We start from the raw sequence: 19,699 nt of genomic DNA, 5'->3' as shown, positions 1-19,699 counted from the left end.
GCGCTTATCAGGCCTACAGGTTGCAAACACCCTGTAGACTGGATAAGGCGCTCACGCCGCATCCCGGCAGGAAAACGCGGGCAGTATTTCCCTCTTAAGTATTTATCTGATTCTGCCACTGAATTCGTCCTGTCAGGCTAATCCCGTCATTATCAACTATGCTTTTTTCTTAATTCTCTGAAAACAACAGTAAAAGAATGAGGAAAGCATCATGCCACTCTCAAAGCTCCAGGCCAGTTCACTGGTTTTGATAGCCGCCGTGAGCCTGCCGCTACAGGCGGCTTCCCCCGTTAAAGTCGGTTCGAAAATCGATACCGAAGGCGCACTGCTCGGCAACATCATTTTGCAGGTGCTGGAAAACCACGGCGTTCCCACGGTAAATAAAGTCCAGCTTGGCACCACGCCAGTGGTGCGCGGGGCGATTACTTCGGGCGAACTGGATATTTACCCGGAATACACCGGCAATGGTGCTTTCTTCTTTAAAGATGAAAACGATGCGGCATGGAAAAACGCGCAACAAGGCTACGAGAAGGTCAAAAAACTCGATGCAGAGCAAAACCAGTTAATCTGGCTGACGCCCGCACCTGCGAATAACACCTGGACCATCGCCGTGCGTCAGGATATGGCAGAAAAAAACAAACTCACTTCGCTTGCCGATCTCAGTCGTTATCTGAAAGACGGTGGCACCTTTAAACTGGCGGCCTCGGCAGAGTTTATTGAACGCGCCGATGCGTTGCCCGCTTTTGAAAAAGCCTATGAATTTAAACTCGATCAGGAGCAGTTGCTGTCACTGGCAGGTGGCGACACGGCAGTGACGATTAAAGCCGCAGCCCAGCAAACGTCCGGCGTTAATGCGGCGATGGCCTACGGTACTGACGGCCCGGTAGCAGCGCTGGGGCTACAAACATTAAGCGATCCGAAAGGTGTCCAGCCAATTTACGCGCCTGCGCCAGTGGTGCGTGCGTCGGTGTTGAAAGAGTATCCGCAAATGGCGCAGTGGCTACAGCCTGTCTTCGCCAGCCTCGATGAAAAGACGTTGCAGCAATTGAATGCCAGTATTGCTGTAGAAGGGCTGGACGCGAAAAAAGTGGCTGCCGACTACCTGAAACAAAAAGGGTGGACGAAGTAATTTCCCGTGGCGCATCTTCGTATTAACTCTGTTCTGGCGTTGCTGCTGTTACTGATGGCAATAGCAGCGGCGTTGCCGTTTATCAGTTACGCACCTAACCGATTAGTTTCTGGTGAAGGTCGACAACTCTGGCAGTTGTGGCCGCAAACCATCTGGATGCTGGTGGGCGTTGGTTGCGCATGGCTGACTGCTTGTTTCGTTCCCGGAAGAAAAGGCAGCATTTTTGCTTTTCTCCTCGCGCAACTGGTGTTTATTTTGCTGGTATGGGGGGCAGGAAAAGCCGCGACGCAACTGGCGCAAAGTGGTAGCGCCCTGGCGCGTACCAGCCTCGGCAGTGGCTTCTGGCTGGCTGCGGCGCTGGCGCTGCTGGCCTGTAGCGATGCTATCCGGCGAATTTCCACGCATCCGCTATGGCGCTGGTTGCTGCATATTCAGATCGCCATTATTCCGTTGTGGTTACTGTTCTCTGGCACGCTTAACGATCTTTCGTTAATGAAAGAGTATGCCAACCGTCAGGATGTATTCGATGATGCACTGGCTCAACATCTGGCACTGCTGTTTGGTTCGGTACTGCCTGCGCTGGTTATCGGCGTACCATTGGGCGTCTGGTGCTACTTTTCCACCGCGCGGCAGGGGGCGATTTTTTCTTTACTCAATGTCATTCAGACCGTGCCTTCGGTGGCGCTGTTTGGTTTGTTGATCGCACCGCTTGCCGGATTGGCCGCTACCTTTCCGTGGCTGGGGACGCTCGGCATAGCAGGAACAGGCATGACGCCAGCATTGATTGCCCTGGTGCTCTATGCCTTGTTGCCGCTGGTGCGCGGCGTGGTAGTGGGCTTGAACCAGATCCCGCGCGATGTGCTGGAAAGCGCCAGAGCAATGGGCATGAGCGGGGGGCAGCGACTCCTTCATGTCCAGTTACCTCTGGCGCTGCCGGTATTTCTGCGCAGTCTGCGTGTGGTAATGGTGCAGACCGTCGGTATGGCGGTGATTGCGGCGTTAATTGGCGCGGGCGGTTTTGGTGCGCTGGTTTTTCAGGGACTGTTAAGCAGTGCCATTGATTTAGTGTTGCTGGGGGTGATCCCGGTGATTGTACTGGCGGTGCTGATCGACGCGCTGTTCGATTTGGTTATCGCACTGCTGAAGGTGAAAAGTCATGATTGAATTTAGCCATGTCAGCAAACAGTTCGGCACGCAAAAGGCCGTTAACGATCTCAATCTCAATTTTCAGGAGGGGAGCTTTTCGGTGCTGATTGGCACGTCAGGCTCCGGTAAATCAACCACTCTGAAGATGATCAACCGCCTGGTGGAGCACGACAGTGGCGTGATCCGTTTTGCCGGAGAAGAGATTCGTTCGCTGCCAGTGCTGGAGCTGCGCCGCCGAATGGGCTACGCCATTCAGTCGATAGGTTTATTTCCCCACTGGAGCGTGGCGCAAAATATCGCCACCGTACCGCAATTACAAAAATGGTCGTGGGCGCGAATTGACGATCGTATCGACGAATTAATGGCGCTACTGGGGCTGGAGGCAAATTTACGCGAGCGTTATCCGCATCAGCTTTCCGGCGGTCAGCAGCAGCGCGTGGGGGTTGCCCGTGCACTGGCTGCCGATCCACAAGTCTTGCTGATGGATGAACCGTTTGGCGCACTGGATCCGGTAACGCGCGGCGCGTTGCAACAAGAGATGACGCGCATTCACCGTTTGCTGGGGCGCACCATTGTGCTGGTGACTCATGATATCGATGAGGCGCTGCGCCTGGCGGAGCATCTGGTGCTGATGGATCATGGTGAAGTGGTGCAGCAGGGCAATCCGCTGGCGATGCTTACCCGTCCGGCGAATGATTTTGTGCGCCAGTTTTTTGGTCACAGCGAGCTGGGCGTGCGCCTGTTATCGTTACGCAGTGTGACCGATTATGTGCGCCGCAACGAACGTGCTGAAGGTGAGGCGCTGGCAGAAGAGATGACGCTACGTGATGCACTCTCATTGTTTGTCGCCCGTGGCTGTGAAGTGCTGCCGGTGGTTAACGCTCAAGGCCAACCTTGCGGCACACTGCATTTTCAGGATCTGCTGATGGAGGCGTAATCGCATGAAAATAGTGCGCGATCCGCTTTTCTGGTTGATTGCCCTGTTTGTGGCGCTGATTTTCTGGCTGCCATACAGCCAGCCGCTGTTCGGTGCCTTATTCCCACAACTGCCGCGGCCTGTTTATCAGCAAGAAAGTTTTGCTTCCCTGGCGCTGGCCCATTTCTGGCTGGTGGGGATCTCAAGTTTGTTTGCCGTGGCTATTGGCGTCGGTGCAGGAATTGCGGTCACTCGCGCGTGGGGCGCGGAGTTTCGCCCGATGGTGGAAAACATAGCCGCCGTTGGGCAGACTTTTCCACCCGTAGCGGTACTGGCGATTGCCGTTCCGGTGATGGGGTTTGGTCTGCAGCCAGCGATTATTGCGCTGATCCTTTATGGTGTATTGCCCATCTTACAGGCGACACTTGCCGGACTGGGAGCGATTGATGATAGCGTGACAGACGTTGCCAAAGGTATGGGAATGAGCCGGAGTCAGCGATTGCGTAAAGTGGAGTTACCGTTGGCCGCACCAGTGATTCTGGCTGGCGTGCGGACTTCGGTGATTATCAACATTGGCACGGCGACCATCGCCTCAACGGTCGGGGCCAGCACGCTGGGAACGCCGATCATCATCGGACTTAGCGGATTTAATACCGCTTATGTCATTCAGGGGGCGTTGCTGGTGGCACTGGCGGCGATCATCGTAGACCGCCTGTTTGAACGGCTGGTGCAGCGACTTAGCCAGCACGCAAAATAAAGGTATAACCTGCGAGCATGACGCCACCGATACCGCCTAACGCCATCAACAGGAACAGGGTGATAACCCCAATTTTAGCTATGCGCATAATGCACTCCTTATGTTAACGAAAGGATTGTACAGTAAAGCGCATTTGTTAACGAATCATTAAATGCCAAGCGGAAAAATATCATGTCCTTGCTCTTGCCAGTGGGTAAGTTGCTGCTGCTGGGCGGGAGACTGGTTGTCACCGCACCATACCAATAATGTTCGGCCTTCGAACAGTTCCGGGCGTAGCTGATTGAGCGAGTGAGCGAGAACATCAATACGCCATCCCTGTTGGCTGGCGATCCAGCCTTCCAGCCACAGGCGGGTGGTGTCCTGAATATTCCAGCCGACGACCAGCGCATCTTTGCCCTGTTTTTTACGTGCCGAGGCCAGACAAATGGCGATGTAGTTGATCAACACGCCATCAAGGATCGCCAGCAACGTCTGGAGGGTTGGCTGCTGACACTGAAGCCGTCGGCGCAGAGGAATAAACAGATGTGTGGTGAGGGTCTGAGCGGGATAATCCTGACCGCGCTCTTTGATCCACATTCGCAGACTTTGCAGATTGCCGCTTTGCAGGTAATTAAGCAGAGTTTCTTGCTGATCGCGCCAGCCGTTCTGCACATCAACATTTTCATTACTGAGTAGCATTTTGACTTTGCTCACCTGCACGCCGTTGTCGATCCAGCGTTTGATCTCCCGGATCCGGTCGATATCCGCATCGTTGAACAGGCGATGACCGCCGTCGGTCCGCTGTGGTTTCAGCAATCCGTAACGTCTCTGCCACGCGCGTAACGTGACAGGATTGATATCACAAAGCAACGCCACTTCACCAATTGTGTAAAGCGCCATCCATCCTACCACCCTTGCTCGCGAGGTCCCGGTTTAACTTTAGACGTAGTTTTGCGAACCAGGTAGTTTTGCCCGTTTTTTGTTCATCTTCAGGGTGATTTTGTTTTTGCCAGATTGTTTTGAGTGATTGTAATCACGAATTCTCATTTTTCTGCAAGAGTTCAAAGAAAGTTAAACGCAGGCAATGTATGTTACGCATGTTTAAGGGATCTGTGGTTTGCGGGTATGTACGATTTTAATCTGGTGTTGCTGCTGCTTCAGCAGATGTGCGTTTTTCTGGTTATCGCGTGGTTAATGAGTAAAACGCCATTATTCATACCATTAATGCAGGTCACGGTTCGTCTGCCGCATAAATTTCTCTGCTATATCGTCTTTTCCATCTTCTGCATCATGGGCACCTGGTTCGGGCTGCACATTGACGATTCTATTGCCAACACCCGGGCGATTGGCGCGGTGATGGGCGGCTTACTGGGCGGCCCGGTGGTGGGCGGGCTGGTTGGTCTGACCGGCGGGTTACATCGTTACTCGATGGGAGGTATGACCGCGCTGAGTTGCATGATCTCGACCATCGTCGAAGGTTTGCTCGGGGGGCTGGTACACAGCATCCTGATCCGTCGCGGGCGCACCGATAAAGTCTTTAATCCGATTACCGCAGGTGCTGTTACATTCGTCGCGGAAATGGTGCAGATGCTGATTATTCTGGCGATTGCCCGACCTTATGAAGACGCCGTGCGTCTGGTGAGTAATATCGCTGCGCCGATGATGGTAACCAACACCGTGGGCGCGGCGCTGTTTATGCGCATTTTGCTTGATAAGCGCGCGATGTTTGAAAAATACACTTCGGCTTTTTCTGCCACGGCGCTGAAAGTGGCAGCCTCGACAGAAGGGATTTTGCGCCAGGGCTTTAATGAAGTGAACAGCATGAAAGTGGCGCAAGTGCTCTATAAAGAGCTGGATATTGGGGCGGTGGCGATTACCGATCGTGAGAAACTGCTGGCGTTTACCGGAATTGGCGATGATCACCATCTGCCCGGTAAGCCAATCTCTTCTACGTACACCTTAAAAGCGATAGAAACCGGCGAAGTGGTGTACGCCGACGGCAACGAAGTGCCTTACCGTTGTTCTCTGCACCCGCAGTGCAAGTTAGGTTCAACGCTGGTTATTCCATTGCGTGGCGAAAATCAGCGGGTGGTGGGAACCATCAAATTGTATGAAGCGAAAAACCGCCTGTTCAGTTCGATCAACCGCACGCTGGGTGAGGGGATCGCACAACTCCTTTCGGCGCAGATCCTCGCCGGGCAGTATGAGCGGCAAAAAGCGATGCTTACGCAGTCGGAAATCAAGCTGTTACACGCCCAGGTGAATCCCCATTTCCTGTTCAATGCGCTTAATACCATTAAAGCGGTGATCCGCCGCGACAGTGAGCAGGCCAGTCAACTGGTGCAGTATCTTTCTACTTTTTTCCGCAAAAACTTAAAGCGGCCTTCGGAGTTTGTTACTCTCGCTGACGAGATTGAACATGTGAACGCTTATCTGCAAATTGAAAAGGCGCGTTTTCAGTCGCGCTTGCAGGTCAATATTTCTATTCCGGAGGAATTATCCCAGCAGCAGTTGCCCGCGTTTACCCTACAACCGATAGTCGAAAACGCCATTAAACATGGGACATCGCAACTACTGGATACCGGGAGAGTGGCAATTAGCGCGCGCCGTGAAGGGCAACATTTAATGCTGGAGATCGAAGATAATGCCGGTTTGTATCAACCGGTAACCAATGCCAGCGGGCTGGGGATGAATCTGGTGGATAAGCGTTTACGTGAACGGTTTGGCGATGACTATGGGATCAGCGTCGCCTGTGAGCCTGATAGTTACACCCGAATAACGTTACGACTGCCATGGAGGGATGAGGCATGATTAGAGTCTTAATTGTCGATGATGAACCGTTAGCACGGGAAAACCTGCGCGTATTTTTGCAAGAGCAGAGCGATATTGAAATCGTCGGTGAGTGTTCAAACGCCGTGGAAGGGATTGGCGCGGTGCATAAACTGCGCCCGGATGTGCTGTTTCTCGATATCCAGATGCCGCGCATCAGTGGTCTGGAAATGGTGGGGATGCTCGACCCGGAACATCGTCCATATATCGTTTTTCTGACTGCGTTTGATGAATACGCCATTAAAGCCTTTGAAGAACATGCTTTTGATTATCTACTGAAGCCGATTGATGAAGCGCGGCTGGAGAAATCCCTGACCCGCCTGCGTCAGGAACGCAGCAAGCAGGATGTTTCCTTGTTGTCGGAGAATCAGCAAGGACTGAAATTTATCCCTTGTACCGGTCACAGCCGTATTTATTTGCTGCAAATGAAAGATGTGGCATTTGTCAGCAGTCGGATGAGCGGTGTTTACGTCACCAGTCACGAAGGTAAAGAGGGCTTCACTGAACTGACTTTACGCACTCTGGAGAGTCGTACGCCGCTACTGCGTTGTCATCGGCAGTATCTGGTTAACCTCGCGCATTTGCAGGAGATTCGTCTGGAGGATAACGGCCAGGCGGAGTTGATTTTGCGTAATGGCTTAACCGTTCCGGTCAGCCGTCGTTATCTGAAAAGTTTAAAAGAGGCGATTGGCCTGTAAAAGACTGCTAAAATGGCTTTTTGCCTCATCAACACCTGAAGGCCTCATGCTAAGTAACGATATTCTGCGCAGCGTGCGCTACATTTTAAAAGCCAATAATAACGACCTGGTGCGTATTCTCGCGCTGAGCAATGTTGAAGCTACCGCCGATCAGATCGCTATCTGGCTGCGTAAAGAAGACGAAGAGGGATTTCAACGTTGCCCGGACATTATTTTGTCTTCATTCCTGAATGGCCTGATTTATGAAAAACGCGGCAGGGATGAGTCTGCACCGGCACTGGAGCCGGAACGTCGTATTAATAACAACATTGTGCTGAAAAAATTGCGCATCGCGTTTTCGCTGAAAACCGATGACATTCTGGCGATCCTCACCGAACAGCAGTTCCGTGTTTCCATGCCGGAAATTACTGCAATGATGCGCGCACCGGATCATAAAAACTTCCGCGAATGCGGTGATCAATTCTTGCGTTATTTTCTGCGAGGGCTGGCAGCGCGCCAGCATGTGAAGAAAAGCTAAGACGGATATGGCGGCCATGTAAGAACATGGCCGCCGACAGATTATTTCACTTCTTTAAAGCCTGCGGCTTTCATCACCAGTTCCATTTGCGCCATAGTGATGCCTTTTTTGGCATCTTCAGCAGAAATGTTGATGCCAGAAATACCCTGCAGGGCTTTAAAATCAACTTTCTCCATATCGATAGTTACGTTTTCCTGTGCGTAAGTATCTGTAAAAGTTAATTTTTCTTCAACGCCAGCAATGTTTTTATATTTTGCGCTTAACGGCTCAAGCGTTTTAGCTGCATCTTCTTTGTTAGCCGCACCGATGGATGCGAACTGAATTTTAGTTTCTGAAGATTGCTTAAGTACCTTGTCGCCTTTGTAGACATAGGTAATGGCAATTTCAGTACCGTTCAGATTGGCACTAAATTTCTTTGATTCTTCTTTGTCACCACAGCCAGCGAGAGAGAAAACCAGAACAGATGCAACAACGAGGGAAAACAGCTTGTTGAAAGCCTTCATGTAAAACTCCATTTTATCAAGATCAGAAAACTGGTGACTCTCACCAGGGCGCTATAGAATATTCTTTATACCTCGTCTTGAGCAGTCCGGAAATGGAGTAGAACTCTTAATAAAAAGCATTTTTCCCCCCTTGTTGCTCAAGCATCAGTAACAACTGTTCGCAGAGTAAAACGCAGTTGTTTAATGTTTCACCCAGAGCCTCTCCCTCTGTAGTACGCAATTGATTCAACAAATGTGCCAGCCGGTAAAAGCCCGCCCCGGTCAACTCATTTACCAGCAAGCCGACCTGACTGATGACACTTTGCCCCTGATAGCGCCAGCCGTTATGTAGCACCTGAATTAATAATGACTGGCAGCGCATCAACAACTGATGAGCGGTGGACGGCACAGGAAGAACGCTGGCGGAAGGTAGCGGTGCCACAGACGCAGTTTCTGCATCCAGCGCCCAGGCGCGAGATTGCGTCATCATCACCCGTGGCTCCAGCGTTAACTGTCCTTCGGTAAAACTGACGAATCCAGAAACCAGACACACGGGATCATCTTGCTGTCGTAACAGGGACGCCATGCGTTCAACGGCAAAGGGTGAGCTGGCAGAGGCTGGCAGTGATAACGTCAGCATATTATCTTCGCCTTCGCCACTGATTACCTGCGCATCCAGTGTCTGGCGGCTGCTGTCCCAGCCAAGTGAAATACACTCAGCCACAGGCAGAATAAATAAATTATCCACCTGATTAAGCGGGCGAACGGAGACTGGCGGGCGCTGGCGTAAGTATTCCCGTAACGCTACGATTCCCGGCTGGCGCAGCGGCGCACTCAGCATTTGCCATGCATCCGGAGACAGTGGAACGACGCTGCTTAAGCGGTTGCGCGTACCTAACAACAGCTCACCTTCGGCACTGCGTTTCGCTGCTTGTGAGACGATTTGCCCTCCCGCCAGCGCCCCTGCCTGAAAGGTAAATAGCCGACGCGTTGCCGCAGGCGCGTTTTCCTGTTCACTTCTCGGCCAACTGCGTGAAAGGTGCAAAATACTACCGGTGTCGGGGTCGGTGAACCAGATCCGTAAACCATACTGTTGGAAGTCTTGCCAGCTACGCATACCTAATGACACCAGCCGCAGATGATCCAGTTTTGCTTCTCCGGCAATCCCTGCGCCAACGACCGTGCGCCACGGCATGGGCGGTACTTCACCGACACAGTCACGTCGTACCATCTCTTGTGCACTGGCTAACCGACTGTTTAATGCTGCAAGCTGGCGCAAACATTCTCCTGCGTGATAGTGGCTGGCGCGGGCGTGGAACGCATCAACGCTGGCACGCAGTTGCCGTAGCGATTCACTTACCCATCGCCAGTTGCAGGCTTCTGCCGCTTGCCGGGCGCGGCTGAATGCTGCCTCGTAATGAATTAACGGCTGGCTGATCCCCCCCAGCCATAACGCGTAACTTAATTGCTGGACATATTTACGACAGGCTTTGCCCTCATCGCTGGCAAATGGATCGTCATTTGATGCGATTTGTTCGCTGCGCATCTGCCAGAGCAAATGAGAAAATTCTGCCTGCTGTGCTTTGGCCTGGACGAATGCCTGCACTGCCAGTACCACGTGTTCGCACAGCGTTCCTTCAATGCAATCACAACGGGCGAAACGAATACTGCTGCGGGAATAAAAACGCACATCGCTCATCGGTAAGCGGGCAGAGGGAATTTCGCCTGGCGCGCAGAACAGTTCAATAGTTATACCTTTGGCGACCAGGGATTGTGCGCGTTTGTGCGAGGCAGTGGGCAGGGTAGTCAGTTCTTCCAGCCAGATTGCCGGGGGCCATTCCTCTGCTTTTTCCGTGGGCTGAGGGGTAGCACAAAGTCGCTGATAACTTAACACCAACATCACGCGATGGCGGCACATGCCGCTGGCCCCGCAGCTACACTGGGCCTCTTTCAGAGCCTGACCGTTTGCCAGTTGGCTGCGTGTACCGTCACTGAAAGTGGCGATCAGTGTGCCGCTCTCATGGCTAATTTCTGGGATATTGCCATTTTCCAGTTCCTTAAGGCTGCGCTTAACAAAACCGGCATTACTTAACGCTGTCAGTGCCTGTGGCGTCAGTTCTAATAATTCCGGGCGTAGTGAATTCATGACTGAAGATTCTCCGCCAGCCAGGAAGCCAGTTCACCCGGCGTCATGGCAGCTATTTGTGCACCGACATTGACCAATGCCTGGGCCATATCCCGGTCATAACAGGGGGTTGCTGTGCTGTCGAGCGCCGCCAGCCCCAGCACCTTGATGCCGCTTTGAACACACTGCTTCACCTGGTGGATGAGTGATGACGATGTTCCGCCTTCATAAAAATCGCTTACCAGAACAATCACGCTTTTACCTGGTTGTTCAATAAGTTGACGGGCGTACTCCACTGCACTGGCGATATGCGTTCCACCGCCCAGTTGCACTTTCATTAATAACTCTACCGGGTCGGCAACGTCGGCAGTGAGATCTACGACGCTGGTATCAAATGCCACCAGATGGGTGCGAATGCCGGGTAATTGCCATAAACAGGCCGCCATCACTGCTGAGTGGATCACTGAATCAACCATCGATCCGCTTTGATCGACCAGTAAAACCAGTTGCCATTGTTCACTATGGCGCTTAATGCGACTGTTAAAGCGGGGTGATTCGATATACAACTTGCCGCGTTTGGGGTCCCAGTGCTGCAGGTTGGCCCGCAGGGTACTTTTGAAATCGAAATTGCGCGCCAGGGGAATATGCGAGCGGCGACGGCGGTCACGCACACCAGAAAAAGCCTGACGAACTTCTTTGGCCAGCCGCGCCATAATTTCTTCAACAACCTGGTGCACTATCTTGCGAGCGGCTGCCAGCACCTCGGGATTCATCAGATGTTTAGTGTGCAATACGGCGCGTAGCAGGCTTTCGGAAGGTTGCATGCGTTCCAGCACTTCAATATTTGTCACCACATCTTCTATGCCGTAGCGCAGCACGGCGTCGCTTTCCAGTCGCTCAATTACCTGCTGTGGGAAGAGCGTGTGAATATCATTGATCCACTCGGGCGTTGTGAGAGTTGAACTGCCCAGCCCTCCGTGCCGTTCACCGCGTTGAATGCGCTCAGGATCGCGCCCGTATAGCCACTCCAGGGCGTGGTCTATTCGTCGGGCGTTGCCATCAAGACCGCAAAGGGTAGTTTCAGCCGCTTCACCAAGAATCAATCGCCAGCGCTGTAGCTCACGGGTAGTCAGAAGGTCGTTCAGTTCAGACATGGAAAACTCCCCAGTGTTGCAGTGACGCCAGTGCCTGCTGTTCCAGTTGTTGATGATGAGCAATGGTTTGCGGTGGACAATGTAACGGCATTTGCAGTGCCGGGACGGGGAGCTGCGCCAGTTGGTAATGCTCAAGCACCTGATGCGCCAGCGCCCCGCGTTCTCGAGGCGGTAGCCAGGCCATCGCTGCACGTAAATCGGGCAGAGCGTTAATAAAATCGGCGTCGCTAAGTTGATTCAAATGAGTGCTGAAACCGGCGATAAATGCAGGCTGAGAAGCCAGTTGATGGCGAGCCAGCGCCAGCAAAGCATGTAGGGCTTCGCCTGACTCAGTCGGGGATAATTGCGCCAGCATATCCAGTGCGCTTTCGGCACTGGCGTTGGGATGTTCCAGACGCATCAGCGCCCCGAGAGCCGCGCCGCGATCCAGCGCCGTGGCATGAATCGCCTGACTACGGCGCTCCAGTAAGGCCAGGGCGGCGGAAAGCGAAACACCTGGCAGTTGAATGCCACAATGGAGATCGCGCAGGATATGGCACAGCGCCTGCCAGCTATGCAAATGGGCGTGAAATTCTTTTTCGTCCGGCCTGCCGTTGGATTCACATAACCACAACGTTCGATCTATCGCCGCACACAGTGTTGTTTGCAGTATTAGCGCCCCTTGCATACCGCCAGTCTCATCCAGACGCCACAAGGCATAAAGCACTTCCAGCGCCTGGCCCATTTCGGCAAACTGATTTTCCTGGGCGATTAATAATGTGAGTTGCTCCAGTAATTGCTGACTGAAGGACTCCAGACCAGCTAACGCCGCCTGGCTAAGACATGTGGTGATGTTGCCGATTCCTCCTGTGTCCAGCATATCGGCTTCTAATTTATTGCGTGCGGCTTCCAGGAGTGTGGCACCAAAGCAGGCGGCCTCAATCAATGCCGCATGTTGGCTAAGCGGCAGGGTTAATTTCCATTGTTCTTCACCGTTACCCGCAAGCGTCAGTGTACTTCCCTGCTGGCGCACTATCCCCGGGATCTCCAGTATCGTCAGCCGATGCAACACCTGACTTTGTACCAGCCCGCAGGGGGTAAAGCGATTTAACGCCAGGTTGGACGGAAGAGTGATTTCGGTACGTTCCAGTTCAGACGTGACATCTTTTGGCAGCGGCGGTTGTGGCGTGGAGGGGGCTAGTTTACCGAATCTGGCACCCGCTAATGTGTCTATCAACGTTAGCAGAATTGGATCGGTATCGGGATGAATGATCCCGCGATAGCTCCACGGCAACGGCGCGTTTAATGCCTCTTTAATAAGCGATCCGGCTAATGCATCCAGCCAGTCACTGCGTAGCGGCAATCTGTGACCGCGCAATTGTGCCAGTGCCATCGCATATAGATGCGCGGCAGCCATATCAGCGGTAGATGCGGGTAAGTGGTGCTGGCGCAAACGGGTAAGAATCGTTTTAAGTAACAGCTCACCTGCGCGTTGCAAACCAAATTTCCAGCACCAGTTTTGCCAGACCGGAGCAGGCATTCCTGAAAGGTATCCCGCCAGCACATCAAGGCGCTTTTCACTGTATGGCGTCAGATAACAACCGGTCACTGCATCCGGTAATGAGGGTAGCCTGGGTTTTCTCTCTTCCTGAGAATATTGGCGCCACAATTTTTCCAGTGCAGGGGCATGCCAGCCACCGCAGACGACTAATACATTGCCGTTGTTTTGCTGCATCGCCCAGGCAATCCAGCGGGCCATAAAGGCTTCGCGCTGGCGATTTACCGAATCACCCGCATCATTACCACGAAGTTGCACAAAGTATTGCGCCAGAGCGGATTGAAGTGTGGACTGCTGGCTTTCATCTTCGAACAGGTGATCCCACAGGGTATCGCTGTTATCCATACTGGTAGCGAGTAGCAGTAAGGCCTGATGGTCATTAGCCGCAACAGGCTCATCTTCATCTTCTTCACTCTGTGCCCAGCAAGGTAAATCGATAAACCAGGTTTGTGCCTGGATGCTGCGGGCAGCATGTAGCGCCTGCCACTCCGGCGAAAATTCGGCAAATGGCGTCCAGGCACCACGCCCGGGGGCAGCACCGTCCTGATACTGACAATAACTGTATATGGCTACCGGAAGCTGGTGGACTAAAAACAGTTCATCTACCCGGTCATTAAAATCGGCCGGTCCTTCAATCAACACGTATCGCGGTTGCTTGCTTTCAATTAGCGATTTCACCAGACGGGCGCAGGCCGGACTATGGTGCCGGATGCCGACAATTAACGGCTCACTCATGCATCTTTCCTCACGGCAGGCGGTGGCGAGCCTGGTAATAAGCCTGCCAGTGAGCTTCTTTGTGTGTGGCAACGCGCTGTTCAAAGTAACGGCGCAGACGAGCGCGATCTTCTTCGTTGTCTTTGACGATGGTGCCAGCAATACAGTCCACCAGATCGGCAGGTTCACCCGCGCGATTTGCTAAAAACCAGGCGCGGACGCCCACGGCGTGCGCTACGTTAACGGCTTCGGCGGTGGACATAATGGCCGTCAGGGTATCCATTGACGTTTTCTTCTCACCGTTGGCCCGCAGATCGCGGAACGTGCGTACCAGCAGCTCCAGTACTGCGTCAGGCACCCTATGCGGAATGCCACTATGGGCCAGTAAACGCGCTGACGCACTGGCGACCAGTTCCAGTTCCTGGGCGAAATCCATAATCGGAAAGACGGTTTCAAAATCGAAGCGACGCTTGAGCGCGGCGCTCATTTCATTGACGCCGCGATCGCGGGTATTGGCGGTGGCAATAATGTTAAAGCCTTCGCGAGCATAAAGCTGGCTTTCTTCACCGGCCAGTTCCGGCACCGTCATCACCCGATCAGAAAGCATGCCTAACAGACAGTCCTGCACTTCCAGCGGTGTACGCGTTATCTCTTCAAAACGGACGATTTTGCCATCGCGCATGCCTTGATAAAGTGGAGCCGGGACAAGCGCTTCTGTTGACGGACCGTGGTTGATAAGCAGAGCGTAGTTCCAGCCGTACTTGATTTGGTCTTCGGTGGTTGATGCGCCGCCCTGAATGGTTAAACCGGCATCGCCGCTAATGGCCGTTGCGAGCAATTCAGAAAGGAGAGATTTGGCCGTACCCGGTTCCCCGACCAGCATTAAACCGCGCCCGGTGGCGAGAGTCACTAACATGCGTTCAATAGCAGAAGGGCTTATTACGACTTTACGGCTGATGTTTTTCGTCTCATCACCAAGAATAAAAGCACGCGCTGCAGGCAAACTTAACTGCCAACCGGGCGGGCAAGGTGCGTTATCATTTTGTTTTAATTTTGCCAGTTCATCGGCGTATAACACAGCGGCAGGCGGACGCTGCAGATGATTATTCTGCGGTGACATATATTCATCCCTGAAATGTATTAATGAAATAAACGATATTTTACGCGCAATAACTGTTTGGCGCATTAGTTGTTTGAGCGGAAAATAGTAATAAAATATCTGGAAAGCAGATCACAGGAAATAAAAAAACCTGCTGGTGAGGCAGGTTTTTTTATTTCCTACTTTCAGGCCCAACACCGCAGCCTGTGCAACATCGTGTTCCAACGAACGAATTATAACCACCGCTGGACCCCGTTGCAATTAAGATAATGAGATTTATAATCCTGACTGTTGGGACGTTGCGCCGGATCGAACCCATTTCAAGTCCTGGCTACCGGACGGGTGGTGCTGCAGGTGGTGCCCTGATCCGGAGTGCAACATCGTGGTCCAACATACGTAAACCAGTATCGACAGGCAGTGTAAGGGTAAGGTGCTGGTGTTGCGCTCCTTAATAAGGAGAGCGGATGGACACGCTGACACGAAAGTTAACCGTGCTCATTGCCGTACTGGAGCTATTAGTGGCTCTGTTACGGTTGATTGATTTGTTGAAGTAACGGGCAAATTGAAACGCAACTAAGGGGGAAACCGCTTCCCCCTTTAATAAAACTATCTTTATATTTGTTAGTTAAATATATTCTGTAGTTCACGATTAAAAATCGCCATTACAGCTTCTGGTGATTCCCCACGTAATCTTCCCTCATCAATAAATTCATCTCTTATATAAATCAACGCATCATTTATTAGCGGAACGCTATCATCTCGATCAAATTGATTAAATGTTGGATGTAACCGGAAGCGTTCCTGTCGGTAGACCGTTCCAGTAAATAATTGGGCGTACTTATGGATTGCAAGTCGGAAGGAAAAGGGTTCTTCGGGATCAATAACCTGATAGTCGTAAACAGCGACCAGTTCACTTTGCACGATCATGGATTTTCTCAGTTGTCAGATAGCGGGCAGTTCTGTTACTACCCGCAGTGTGTTAGTGAAAAATGATGTCCGGCGTACTTAAGGCTTCACTCAAATCAAATACATCGAGTTCAGCAAAAGTGACAGATTGATTGTCACGATATACTCGAAGAGAACGGAAGCTCATTAGCGCTTTGCTATCAACATTGTAGTGGTTAAAACCGGGTGAAAACTCAAGCACCAGACGATACTCACCTAAGCCATAGATAAATTCGTCTTCATCCCCTGATGCCCAGCCCTTGTAACGCATCCCCATCAGTTGCCCAACGGTAGCGGATTTACCTTCCCAGCGAGTCAGGCTGTTACTGGTTGACTCGTCAGGTGTGAGCAGCACCGTGCGCCGCGCCAACTGGCGAAAAGGCGGCATAATTTCGTAATCGGCAAAAAGTTGTGCAAATTCACAACGCATTTCTGTTGGCATTTCTAACGGGTGCGCAATGCCAATCAGGCAATCTGGAGGTAGATCAATAACATCGTCCTGGGCATTACAGAATTCCCCCTCTACGGCCACGCGAAATGCATTAAGTAAACGACGCGGTTCATTTGCCGGATAAACGCCCCATATTAATCGCTGGGTAACCAGGCGGGTAAAGGGATGATTAACAAACAGAGTATGAAAATCTGCCAGCGACCAGCGTCGGGTGGTGCGCAGGGCAGTTTCAAGACGCGGGAGCAGGTTTTTGCTCACCTGAGTGGCATCTTTTTTTAGCCCTTTTAGTCGGGCCAGTGCCTCGGGCGCTTTCAGTTGATCGTCATCGGCTCGCAAACGGGGAACGCTTTTCTGGCGAACGTTTTGCTGATCATAGATAACCGGGTTGAGGTTTTCATCGAAGCGAACGGTAAACTGCCGTGGACCAAAATCAAAAATCAACGCCTGTGGATCATCAAGGCCCAGTGTTGGGACTAATCTGTCCGCTAACTCTTCCTGGCTTAGCCCGCGATTTTCTGCGACCACCTGAAGAAATTCCGCCGCGTTATCACGTAAGGGGCGGGATTTCGCCCGTTGCGATATATGATGCAGCTGTATCAGCGCCATATCATTATTCATCAGGGTAAGTATATTCAGACCACTGACAGCACGGGCAGATTTGCCCTCTTGTGGCCAGGCGAGGATCTGTGTCGTCAGAGCCCGTGCCGTGCTTTCGTCGCCAAAGAGACTTAACGCCAGAAATGCCCAGTTGTCTTTTGCGGGGGCACCAGCTTGTTGCCATGCGGTGAAGAGATCCCAGGCAAAAGCGGCCAGCGTTTGCGGCTGGCAGAACGCTTTCAGTTGTTCCAGCCCGCTATAAAAACGTCCACCCCGGGTAAAGCGCAGCATTTCGCCGATAATTTCCAGAGCGTCATTAGTAACAGGCTGATTATTCGTGATAAGTCGCGGCCTGGACCACATTGCCGGATGCCAGAAATCCGGGGCTTTCGGAATGCGCGGAGGGTAAATTTCCAGTGGGTTCTGTATAAGCAATTGCTCCAGGGCAGGCCACACATCAACACGCTGCCAGCGGTTTGCCACGGTTTGCAGCAACTCGCCATGTCCCTGTTCGTACAGTAAACGCAGGGCAAGTAATGCGGCTTCGCTATTATCGCTGGGTTTAGTGAAGACGAGAGGAATAAGTGCGGTAGCCGTATGTTCTGGCCATTGTAAAATCCACTGGCGTGCCAGATTACGCTGAGTGGTAAAACGGTGCCAGACGCGAGCAACGGGTAGCGCCAGTTCGGTAGCGCCGAAATTTAAAATTAACGGAAATGTTTCTTTTGGACGATGTGAAAAAGCCAACAACAGGCCGGGTAATGCATCCAAACCGAGGATGCTGAGAAAATAGTTTTCACCCGCGAACAGATGCTTTTTCTCATTGATACGCAGCCAGAAAGTCACTGCCATCTCACGCGGAAGCAGTGCCAATAAATACAGATTCCAGACACTCTTTTCCTGATGATAAGGCGAATGATTGTCCTTTTCCCAGATGTCAATTAACGTTTCAACGTCGCCGCTGCGAAGCGCCTGTTCTGCTGATTTTGCTTCCGGAGAATGCCAGCCATTGTAGATTTCCTCGACTCTGCCCTGGTAGTAATGCCACTGAAGCACTAATGATTCGCGCGCCGCATCCAGTTTGCCGGGCAGTATATAATTCAGGAACAGCCATACATCATCCCCAAAACCCAGCTCCTGTAGTACAACCCGACTACTTTTTCGTTCCATGCGTTCCGCAAGTGATTCCGTGCTGAAATAACGGGCAGACTCTGTGGTGGCAAGCCTCTCTTGCTCGCCCGGTTGCCAGTAGACTTGTGACGTTAATTCGAGCGGAACCAAATCAAGACGTGGTTGCGGCGATTTTTTCTTACTACGCCACGGAGGTGAAACCAAAATTTCAGGCAGAGCACTGCTATCAGGGCTATCAATGGCAGATTTCGGCGGCACGGATAAAAAACTATTCAGCACGGTTTGTGCTTTTGTACTTAGCCTGGGCTTCACTTCATCTGCCAGTTGTGGCTGCGATGTAATCAATGTTTGCAACAGATTACGCCAGTATTGATCACGTGCTTTTTGCTGTGCGGGCAGTTTTTTGTCTTCAATAATCGGATAACCGGGGCGAGCAGGTGGTGCTTCCAGCGCGATAAGTTCTGCCAGTGCAGTGAGCGTTGCATGGGGGAAATTTTTACTGTATTTGGCAACACGCTGCAGGCTGGGTTTATTTTTATCAGCCACCAGTAGCAAGATGCGGATGACCAGCGGGTGGTTTATTTGTACCAGCAGGCTGCCACAGTCTTCTTTATGAGCATACATCGCCAGGCGGGGAACGGCTGCAATTCCCTGTTCGCGTAAAAGGGCCGCGCAGGCAGCGTAACCGAAGTGGTTTTCATGCGACATATAACTGGCTTCACGATCGCTAAATACGTCCAGGCTCCAGTATCGTTCGAGTTTTTTTACCGCCGTATTATCAGTAGCAACGACCTTTAACCACTCCTTTGAGTAAAAACTCGTTGATGGGCTTTCAAGGCTGGCAAGCTCATTCGCTATATCTGGTTTTTCCGGAAGCAGCAGCGCAATAAAAGGGCGGCGAACTATGGGGATCTCTGGCAGTGCGGCAATGAGTTTGTCGGCACAACGCTGCCAGCAATTTTCCTCTGCCAGTGAAAGATGTTTACGCAGACGAAAATCGAAATTGCTATAAGTCTCTGAGCGATAGCCATAGCCCGTATTCTCGTTCGGTGTCATTAAACACACTGTTGATGGATCAGCATGATAACTCTGTACAATGAACTGACGCGCTATCACCACATCCGTCGCATATTCCAGCCCATATTTTTGCACGATTTCATCAAGTAACTGCTGGCTATCATTTTTCTCGATACAGATCAGAGCCGCCATTGTAAAGGCTGGGATTGACGGTTTATGCTCACCAATCAAATTGATCGCCTGCTGGATGGCGGACTGCCACTCCAGTGAACATTTATCGTAATGCCAGGTGATATTTTGCTTCTTGCCTGCTTGTTGTAGTAATTCATCTCCTAATGTCTGAATGAGACTTTCAGTGACAGCGGGCACCGGTTCGCCCGGCCAGCGGCGATGGCTTAGCGGCGTTTTGCCTTTTTTAAATTTCAGTTCCAGTTGCGCGTCGTCCGCCAGCCACAGTAATTCCTTGTTCATGTTCT

16 protein-coding genes are annotated in these 19,699 nt (G+C 51.9%); 7 read left to right on the top strand and 9 right to left on the bottom strand.

Annotation, left to right across the window (positions count from 1 at the left end; genetic code table 11):
• Positions 1-211 precede the first annotated feature (211 nt).
• The 4 genes from osmF to BEA93_RS14080 are packed head-to-tail and all read left to right on the top strand — an operon-like array spanning position 212 to position 3,948.
• Positions 212-1,129 (top strand): glycine betaine ABC transporter substrate-binding protein OsmF, encoded by a 918-nt coding sequence (osmF, locus tag BEA93_RS14095; RefSeq protein ID WP_105224993.1) that lies wholly within the window; start codon positions 212-214, stop codon positions 1,127-1,129.
• 6 nt (positions 1,130-1,135) lie between these two features.
• On the top strand, positions 1,136-2,293 hold the full coding sequence (locus BEA93_RS14090; protein WP_000940766.1) for an ABC transporter permease: 1,158 nt from the start codon (positions 1,136-1,138) through the stop codon (positions 2,291-2,293).
• On the top strand, positions 2,286-3,212 hold the full coding sequence (gene yehX, locus BEA93_RS14085; protein WP_105224994.1) for a glycine betaine ABC transporter ATP binding protein YehX: 927 nt from the start codon (positions 2,286-2,288) through the stop codon (positions 3,210-3,212). Before BEA93_RS14090 ends, yehX begins: the two co-directional genes overlap by 8 nt.
• 4 nt (positions 3,213-3,216) lie before the next feature.
• Positions 3,217-3,948, top strand: a complete 732-nt coding sequence (locus BEA93_RS14080) for an ABC transporter permease (protein WP_001516698.1) — start codon at positions 3,217-3,219, stop codon at positions 3,946-3,948.
• Here BEA93_RS14080 and BEA93_RS14075 read toward each other — a convergent pair.
• Together BEA93_RS14075 and mlrA are read right to left on the bottom strand one after the other, a co-directional pair.
• Positions 3,929-4,036, bottom strand: coding sequence for a protein YohO (locus BEA93_RS14075; RefSeq protein ID WP_001216965.1), 108 nt, complete (start codon positions 4,034-4,036; stop codon positions 3,929-3,931). The two genes, BEA93_RS14080 and BEA93_RS14075, sit on opposite strands and share 20 nt — an antisense overlap.
• 59 nt (positions 4,037-4,095) lie before the next feature.
• Positions 4,096-4,827, bottom strand: coding sequence for an HTH-type transcriptional regulator MlrA (mlrA, locus tag BEA93_RS14070; RefSeq protein ID WP_001240391.1), 732 nt, complete (start codon positions 4,825-4,827; stop codon positions 4,096-4,098).
• A gap of 225 nt (positions 4,828-5,052) precedes the next feature.
• Between mlrA and btsS the strand changes: the two genes are divergently transcribed.
• The 3 genes from btsS to BEA93_RS14055 are packed head-to-tail and all read left to right on the top strand — an operon-like array spanning position 5,053 to position 7,971.
• Positions 5,053-6,738 (top strand): two-component regulatory system sensor histidine kinase BtsS, encoded by a 1,686-nt coding sequence (gene btsS, locus BEA93_RS14065; protein ID WP_001516697.1) that lies wholly within the window; start codon positions 5,053-5,055, stop codon positions 6,736-6,738.
• Positions 6,735-7,454, top strand: coding sequence for a two-component system response regulator BtsR (gene btsR, locus BEA93_RS14060; RefSeq protein WP_001516696.1), 720 nt, complete (start codon positions 6,735-6,737; stop codon positions 7,452-7,454). The genes btsS and btsR overlap by 4 nt, the downstream gene beginning before the upstream one ends.
• A 46-nt stretch (positions 7,455-7,500) precedes the next feature.
• The gene (locus tag BEA93_RS14055) at positions 7,501-7,971 is read left to right on the top strand and encodes a DUF1456 family protein (RefSeq protein ID WP_001516694.1); all 471 of its coding nucleotides are present in this window, start codon (positions 7,501-7,503) and stop codon (positions 7,969-7,971) included.
• 41 nt (positions 7,972-8,012) lie between these two features.
• Here the strand turns inward: BEA93_RS14055 and BEA93_RS14050 are convergent, their stop codons facing one another.
• The 7 genes from BEA93_RS14050 to yehI all read right to left on the bottom strand — a co-directional run bounded on the left by BEA93_RS14050 (position 8,013) and on the right by yehI (position 19,694).
• A complete protein-coding gene (locus tag BEA93_RS14050; RefSeq protein WP_001516693.1) occupies positions 8,013-8,474 on the bottom strand; it encodes a YehR family lipoprotein in 462 nt (153 codons plus the stop codon).
• Between the two features lie 106 nt (positions 8,475-8,580).
• Complete coding sequence (locus tag BEA93_RS14045) at positions 8,581-10,599, bottom strand: SWIM zinc finger family protein (RefSeq protein ID WP_105224995.1); 2,019 nt, start codon at positions 10,597-10,599, stop codon at positions 8,581-8,583.
• Positions 10,596-11,732, bottom strand: coding sequence for a vWA domain-containing protein (locus BEA93_RS14040; protein WP_001292790.1), 1,137 nt, complete (start codon positions 11,730-11,732; stop codon positions 10,596-10,598). The genes BEA93_RS14045 and BEA93_RS14040 overlap by 4 nt, the downstream gene beginning before the upstream one ends.
• Positions 11,725-14,004 carry a DUF5682 family protein gene (locus BEA93_RS14035; RefSeq protein WP_105224996.1) on the bottom strand — a complete coding sequence of 760 codons (2,280 nt, stop codon included), beginning with the start codon at positions 14,002-14,004 and terminating at the stop codon, positions 11,725-11,727. Before BEA93_RS14035 ends, BEA93_RS14040 begins: the two co-directional genes overlap by 8 nt.
• 10 nt (positions 14,005-14,014) lie before the next feature.
• A complete protein-coding gene (locus BEA93_RS14030; protein ID WP_001516689.1) occupies positions 14,015-15,103 on the bottom strand; it encodes an ATP-binding protein in 1,089 nt (362 codons plus the stop codon).
• Positions 15,104-15,703: 600 nt separating this feature from the next.
• Positions 15,704-16,009: a hypothetical protein gene (locus tag BEA93_RS14025; protein WP_001516688.1), complete on the bottom strand. Its 306-nt coding sequence runs from the start codon at positions 16,007-16,009 to the stop codon at positions 15,704-15,706.
• A gap of 52 nt (positions 16,010-16,061) precedes the next feature.
• Positions 16,062-19,694 (bottom strand): DUF4132 domain-containing protein YehI, encoded by a 3,633-nt coding sequence (gene yehI / locus BEA93_RS14020; protein ID WP_105224997.1) that lies wholly within the window; start codon positions 19,692-19,694, stop codon positions 16,062-16,064.
• Positions 19,695-19,699 lie beyond the last annotated feature (5 nt).

Source organism: Escherichia sp. MOD1-EC5950, assembly GCF_002965345.1.
GTDB lineage: Bacteria > Pseudomonadota > Gammaproteobacteria > Enterobacterales > Enterobacteriaceae > Escherichia > Escherichia marmotae.
This window is presented reverse-complemented; position numbering and strand designations above follow the sequence as displayed.